Annotated in this window: 4 protein-coding genes and 1 pseudogene; all 5 read right to left on the bottom strand. The window is 52.3% G+C overall.

Annotated features, from left to right (window positions below; translation table 11 throughout):
• Nucleotides 1-40 precede the first annotated feature (40 nt).
• Nucleotides 41-205, bottom strand: a pseudogene (locus AJE_RS18240) (transposase); the annotation flags it as partial.
• A gap of 116 nt (nucleotides 206-321) precedes the next feature.
• Nucleotides 322-1,731: a dihydrolipoyl dehydrogenase gene (lpdA, locus tag AJE_RS11335; protein WP_008950966.1), complete on the bottom strand. Its 1,410-nt coding sequence runs from the start codon at nucleotides 1,729-1,731 to the stop codon at nucleotides 322-324.
• A gap of 165 nt (nucleotides 1,732-1,896) precedes the next feature.
• Nucleotides 1,897-3,831 (bottom strand): pyruvate dehydrogenase complex dihydrolipoyllysine-residue acetyltransferase, encoded by a 1,935-nt coding sequence (gene aceF, locus AJE_RS11330; RefSeq protein WP_008950965.1) that lies wholly within the window; start codon nucleotides 3,829-3,831, stop codon nucleotides 1,897-1,899.
• Between the two features lie 11 nt (nucleotides 3,832-3,842).
• Nucleotides 3,843-6,509, bottom strand: a complete 2,667-nt coding sequence (gene aceE / locus AJE_RS11325) for a pyruvate dehydrogenase (acetyl-transferring), homodimeric type (RefSeq protein WP_008950964.1) — start codon at nucleotides 6,507-6,509, stop codon at nucleotides 3,843-3,845.
• A gap of 48 nt (nucleotides 6,510-6,557) precedes the next feature.
• Nucleotides 6,558-7,316 (bottom strand): pyruvate dehydrogenase complex transcriptional repressor PdhR, encoded by a 759-nt coding sequence (pdhR, locus tag AJE_RS11320; protein WP_008609336.1) that lies wholly within the window; start codon nucleotides 7,314-7,316, stop codon nucleotides 6,558-6,560.
• Nucleotides 7,317-7,480 lie beyond the last annotated feature (164 nt).

The following is a 7,480-nucleotide window of genomic DNA, read 5'->3' as shown; positions in this document are numbered from 1 at the left end:
GCTTCAGACGCATAACTTCAGCAGAAAGCTCCAACTCTCATTCACTGGTGGTAGGCTTTTCTCTGCGGCAGTGCGCCAGTTGTATAACTGAGATTTGTGCTGTTTAGTTCTCTAGCTGTCGCGGCAACACCAATCTTGTCTGCCAGTTTGAGGGCTTCAGCTTTAAATTCAGCGGTATGTTTTTGCGGAGTTTCTTTGTTAACATTATTCACCTCGTTAAACTATTGTACTCACTTAGCAAGGTGTCCAAAATTATTGGTACGGATCAGATACAACAAAGGCCGCATTCGCGGCCTTTGTTTTAGCTAAAACTTAGAAAAATTACTTCTTCTTCGCTTTTGGATTTGGCAGGTCGGTGATAGAACCTTCGTAGATCTCTGCCGCTAAGCCGATAGACTCGTTTAGCGTTGGGTGAGCGTGGATGGTTAACGCGATATCTTCGGCGTCGGCACCCATTTCTACAGCTAAGCAGATCTCGCCCAGCATTTCACCGGCGTTGATACCGACAATGGCGCCACCCAGGATACGGTGGGTTTCTTTGTCGAAGATTAACTTAGTGAAGCCTTCAGTGCGGGCTGAAGCAATGGCGCGGCCAGAGGCGGCCCATGGGAAGGTGGCAGTTTCTACTGCGATGCCTTTCTCTTTTGCTTCTTTCTCGGTGACACCTACCCAAGCCATTTCCGGATCGGTATAGGCGACTGATGGAATGCAGCGTGGATCGAAGAAGTGCTTTAAGCCAGAGATCACTTCAGCCGCTACATGGCCTTCGTGTACCGCTTTGTGCGCTAACATTGGCTGACCGATCACGTCACCGATAGCATAGATATGCGGTACGTTGGTGCGCAGTTGCTTATCAACATTGATAAAGCCACGCTCATCGACATTAACACCGGCTTTAGCCGCGTCTAACAGGTTACCGTTTGGCTTACGGCCAACCGCAACTAAGATCTTGTCGTAACGTACCGGGTTAGCCGGGGCGTTTTTGCCTTCAAAGGTCACATATAAACCATCTTTCTTGGCTTCTACTGCTGTTACCTTGGTCGACAGCATAATGTTGAAGTTTTTGCTGTTGTACTTGGTGTAGGCTTTAACGATATCGGCATCAGCGGCGGGGACTAACTGATCCGCAAATTCTACTACTGAGACTTTAGAGCCCAGCGCACGGTATACCGTACCCATTTCCAGACCGATAATACCGCCACCTAATACCAGCATTTCGCCTGGGATATCTTTTAATTCCAGCGCGCCGGTAGAGTCGATTACGCGGTCATCTTTTGGAATAAATGGCAGCGCCACTGGCTCTGAACCGGCAGCAATAATTGCATGTTCAAAAGTAATAGTGGTATCGCCAACCTGTAAGGTGTTCGCGCCGGTAAATTTACCGTAGCCGTTAACCACCTTCACTTTACGCATTTTCGCCATGCCACTCAGGCCGTTGGTCAGCTGACCAATTACCTTGTCTTTCCAGGCACGGATTTTATCTAAATCAATTTCCGGTGCGCCAAACGTCACGCCGTGTGAGGCCATTTCTTTGGCATCGTCAATCACTTTTGCAACGTGCAGCAGTGCTTTAGATGGGATACAACCCACGTTTAAGCACACGCCACCTAAGGTGCTGCGTGCTTCAACCAGTGTTACTTCTAAGCCTAAGTCTGCGGCACGGAAGGCTGCAGAGTAACCGCCAGGGCCTGCGCCCAGCACTACCACTTGGGTTTTGATTTCGTTGCTCATCATTTTACCTTTTATCATCAGTAAATTTTTCCAACAGCCAAGTGTAGGGCAAGGGCTGTCAGGCGAAAAAATTGGCGGAATTTTAACATCAGAGCCGCCGCTCTGTAACCATAGATTGCATGGCTGAGTGAAAATTACGCCACTTTTCGTGGCGTAATGGCTTTTTTACATAATAATTTGCCGGATATCGGCCAGATAACTGGCTAAGGTGGCAGTAAAGCGCGCCGCCAGAGCACCGTCAATTACCCTATGGTCGTAGGATACCGATAACGGCAGCATCAGCTTAGGCTCAAACTCTTTGCCATTCCATTTTGGTTTGATGTCGGATTTAGAGACACCCAAAATGGCCACTTCCGGCGCGTTAACGATAGGGGTAAAGGCGGTACCGCCAATGCCACCCAGGCTGGAGATAGTAAAACAGCCGCCCTGCATATCGCTGGCCGTCAGTTTACCTTCGCGCGCCTTCACCGAAATGTCCTGCAGCTCGCGGGATAATTCGATAATGCCTTTTTTGTTAACATCCCGTACCACCGGCACCACCAGGCCATTTGGCGTATCAACGGCAATGCCTAAATGCACATACTTTTTCAGGATCAGGCTGGCGCCATCTTCTGATAAAGAGCTGTTAAAGGTTGGGAACTCTTCCAGCGCCTTGGCCACCGCTTTCATAATAAAGACCAGCGGGGTGTATTTAACGCCCATCTTTTTCTTATCCGCCAGCGCATTCTGCTCTTTGCGGAAGTCTTCCAGGCCAGTGATATCGGCTTCGTCAAACTGGGTGACATGCGGAATGCGTACCCAGTTGCGATGCAGGTTAGCACCAGAGATTTTCTGGATCCGCGACAGCGGTTTCTCTTCTACGGCACCAAACTTGGCAAAATCGACTTTTGGCCAGGCCAGTAAGTCAAAGCCCATATTGTTACCGCCGGCAGAGGTTGCGGCAGCAGCCGGTGCAGCACCGCTTTCTACCTGCTTCACTAACTGCTTCACGTAGTTCTGCACGTCTTCTTTCACGACGCGGCCTTTACGGCCAGTACCTGTTACCTTGGCCAGGTTAATGCCAAACTCGCGCGCTAAGCGGCGGATCACCGGCGAAGCATGAGCATAGGCACTGTTAGCCACAAAGCCATCAGCCGCTGCCGTTGTTGCCGGCGCAGCAGCTGGGCTGGCGCTAGCCGTTGGCGCGCTAGCAGTGGTAGCAGCTGCACTGGCAGCAGCAGGCGCGGCCGCTTTGGCGGCACCGGCTACTTCGAACACCATAATCAGGCTGCCGGTTTTCACCTTGCTACCGGTTTGTACCTTAATTTCTTTTACCACACCGGCGAACGGTGCTGGCACTTCCATCGAGGCCTTGTCGCCCTCAACGCTAAGCAGTGACTGATCGGCCGCAACGGTATCGCCAACCTTGACCATAATTTCGGTGACTTCGACTTCGTCACCACCGATATCCGGTACCTTAACGTCTTTTTGCTCTGTGCTGGCCGCAGCCGGCGCAGCCGCAGCCGGAGCACTGGCTGGAGCCGCAGCGGCCGGCGCTTTGCCGCTGCCGGCAACTTCAAACAGCATAATCAGGCTGCCGGTTTTCACCTTACTGCCAGCCTGTACTTTGATTTCTTTGACCACACCGGCGAACGGCGCTGGCACTTCCATCGAGGCCTTGTCACCTTCGACGCTGAGCAATGACTGATCGGCCGTGACGCTATCGCCAACCTTAACCATAATCTCGGTGACTTCCACTTCATCGCCACCGATATCCGGAACCTGCACTTCTTTTACTTCTGCACTTTTTGCCTCGGCGCTGGCCGCTGCTGCGGGTGCCGGGGCGGCTGGCGCTGGCGCTGGCGCAGCCTTGGCTTCGGTTTTAGCTTCGGCACCAGCAAAGACCATAATCAGGCTACCGGTTTTAACTTTATCGCCTACCTTAACCTTAATTTCCTGCACTGTGCCGGCCACGGCAGCGGGTACTTCCATTGAAGCCTTGTCACCTTCTACGCTTAACAGCGACTGGTCGGCAGCAACAACGTCACCCACCTTTACCAGGATCTCGGTCACTTCTACTTCATCGGTACCAATATCTGGTACTTTAATTTCAATCGTCATGACAAATCCTCTTATGCGTACAGCGGGTTGGTTTTGTCGGCGTCAATGCCAAATTTCTTAATCGCTTCGGCCACGACCGCTTTTTTCAGCTCACCTTGCTTCGCCAGTTCGTTTAGCGCTGCTACCACGATATAGCCGGCGTTAACTTCAAAATGGCGACGCAGGTTTTCGCGGCTATCCGAGCGACCATAACCGTCGGTACCCAGTACCTTGTAGCTATTGGCCGGGATAAAGGCACGGATCTGTTCGGCGTAGTTTTTCATATAGTCGGTGGCGGCAATCGCCGGCGCTTTGTTCAGCACCTGCGCCACAAATGGCACCTTCTCGGCCGCTTCCGGATGCAGCATATTGAAACGCTCGCAATCCTGACCATCCCGCGCCAGCTCGTTAAAGGAAGTCACAGAGTACACATCTGAAGCGACATCGTAGTCTTTACTCAGAATGTCGGCCGCTTTACGCACTTCGTTCAGGATGGTACCTGAGCCCAGTAACTGCACCTTACCGCGACCACCGTTGTACGACTCCAGCTTGTAGATACCCTTGCGGATACCCTCTTCGGCGCCTTTTGGCATCGCCGGATGATGGTAGCTTTCGTTCATTACGGTAATGTAGTAATAGATATTTTCCTGCTCCGGACCATACATACGACGGATACCGTCTTGCAGAATTACCGCCAGCTCGTAAGCATAGGTCGGATCATAAGAAATACAGTTCGGAACTGTGCCGGCCAGAATATGGCTATGACCATCTTCGTGCTGTAAGCCTTCACCGTTTAGCGTAGTACGACCGGCAGTGGCACCTAACAGGAAACCACGCGCCTGCTGATCACCGGCCAGCCAGGCCATATCGCCAACCCGCTGGAAGCCGAACATCGAATAGTAGATATAGAACGGGATCATCGGCAGATCATTGGTGCTGTAAGACGTTGCCGCCGCTACCCAGGACGACATGGCACCCAGTTCGTTAATACCCTCTTGCAGTACCTGACCCGCGGTATCTTCTTTGTAGTAAGACACCACCGAGCGGTCTTCCGGCGTATAGTTCTGACCATGCGGGTTATAGATACCGATCTGACGGAATAAGCCTTCCATACCAAAGGTACGGGCTTCGTCGGCAATAATCGGCACGATGCGCTGACCAATATGCTGATCTTTTAGCAGGATATTCAGTGCCCGCACATAAGCCAGTGTAGTGGAAATTTCGCGCTTTTGCTCTTCCAGCAGCGAATCAAAGGCCGACAGCTCTGGCAGCGTCAGGGTTTCGCTGAACTTCGGTAACCGCACCGGCGTATAGCCATGTAAGGCTTTACGGCGATCGTGCAGGTATTGTAGTTCCGGCGAGCCTTCCGGCAGCTTGATATAAGGTAAATCGGCAACCTGCTCTTCGCTGATATAGTCTTCTAAACCCAGGCGGGTACGCAGCTGTTTAACATGCGTCAGGTCCATTTTCTTGACCTGGTGCGCAATGTTTTTACCTTCGGCGGCATCACCCATACCGTAACCTTTAACGGTTTTCGCCAGAATAACCGTTGGCTTATCGGTACAGGCCTGGGCTGCTTTAAAGGCCGCATACAGCTTAGATGGTTCATGACCGCCGCGTTTTAAGGCGAAGATCTCTTCGTCAGTCATGTCGGCAACCAGTGCCGCCGTTTCCGGGTAACGGCCAAAGAAATGCTCGCGTACATAGGCGCCATCTTTGGCTTTATACGTCTGGTAGTCACCGTCTACTGTTTCATTCATCAGCTGCAGTAACTTACCGGTAGTATCCTTGGCCAGCAGCTTGTCCCAACCACGGCCCCACACCACTTTGATCACGTTCCAGCCGGCGCCGCGGAATAACCCTTCCAGCTCCTGGATAATCTTACCGTTACCCATTACCGGGCCATCCAGGCGCTGCAGGTTACAGTTGACCAGGAAGCACAGGTTGCCCAGTTTTTCACGGGCAGCAAACGAAATGGCGCCGCGTGATTCCGGCTCGTCCATCTCACCGTCACCGAGGAAGGCATAAACGCGCTGCGCGCTGGTGTCTTTTAAACCACGACCATTTAAGTACTTTAAGAAACGCGCCTGATAAATGGCGGTAATTGGGCCTAAACCCATCGATACGGTCGGGAATTGCCAGAATTCCGGCATCAGTTTCGGGTGCGGGTAGCTCGACAGGCCCTTGCCATCCACTTCCTGACGGAAGTTATCCAGTTGCTCTGCAGTTAAACGGCCTTCAACAAAGGCACGGGCATAGATACCCGGTGAAATATGACCCTGATAGTACACCAGATCGCCGCCGTCTTTTTCGTTCGGCGCGCGGAAGAAGTGGTTAAAGCAAGTTTCATAGAAGGCAGCAGAAGACTGGAACGACGCCATATGGCCACCCAGTTCCAGATCTTTTTTCGAGCCACGCAGCACGATCATTATGGCGTTCCAGCGGATCACCGAGCGAATACGCCGCTCCAGGTTCACATCGCCCGGATAGGCCGGCTCTTGTTGCGGTGGAATGGTATTGATGTAGTTGGTGGTGACACCGGTCGGCATATCGACGCCTTCCAGCCGGGCCTGCTCCAGTACCTGCTCCAGCAAAAACTGCGCCCGCTCTACCCCTTCGGTACGCGCCACCGACTCCAACGCTTCCAGCCACTCTTTGGTTTCCAGAGCGTCGATGTCAACCTTACTGACTTCAGACATATCGAGGTTTCCTTTGGTTAATCACGCCGAGGCGTGCTGCAAAAATAATTATGCCTGCTGCGACCGTCGCAACGAGCGCTCAATACGGGAGCGCTCTTTGCTCACTTCCAGCAAAGCTTCTTCTATATAAGCTAAATGCCCGTTACTGGCCTGACGGGCCAATTCGGGCTCCCTGCTAATTACCGCCTGCATTAACCGGCGCCGATGCTCATTTAATTTGTCGGCGTAGCCGTCACGCTGTTGCAAGGCGGCTAAGTTTAAGCGGATATTCTGTTCGGTCAGCGGCGTCAGGCTTCTGACCAGATGTAACAACACGATATTGTGTGACGCCTCCGCCACCGCCAGATAAAACTGGGTCACGGCTTTGGCTTCGGCATCACTGTCCTGCAACTGCTGCTGCAGGCAGATATCCTCATACGAGGCTTTAATCTTTTTATGATCGGCTTCAGTGCCGCGAAGCGCCGCGTAATAGGCGCAAATACCTTCCAAGGCGTGGCGAAATTCCAGAAAGTCGAACTGCGAGTCCGGATATTGCGCCAGCAGCATAAACAGCGGATCAGTCAGCTGCTTGACCATATTGTCGCAAACGTAAGTACCACCACCCTGGCGCCGGTTGACTAAGCCCTTGGCTTCCAGCTTTTGGATAGCTTCACGCAGCGATGGACGCGATACCGCAAAGCGCTCAGCCAGCTCGCGCTCTGAAGGTAGCTTCTGGCCAGGCTTAAAGCTGCCCTCCAGTAGTAAATGTTCCAGCTGCGCCACTATCTGGTCGGATAATTTGGCAGGCTTAATTTTTAAATCAGCCATAATGGGTGGCAGAGATCCTTTATTTGCTCGCCAGGCTAGCTGCAATTTCGTGCCCGGTAAATTGGTCTTACCAATTTTAAAAAGTTGGGCAGCAGGCTAGCATTTTCTGCACAGCTTGTAAATAAAGCAGAATTTTTCGGGGCTGGCAAGCGCGATTTTGTTAG

The organism is Alishewanella jeotgali KCTC 22429 (assembly GCF_000245735.1).
In the GTDB taxonomy this organism is placed as follows: Bacteria; Pseudomonadota; Gammaproteobacteria; order Enterobacterales; family Alteromonadaceae; genus Alishewanella; species Alishewanella jeotgali.
Note: the sequence above shows the minus strand (reverse complement) of the source record. Positions and strands in the feature narration are given on the sequence as shown.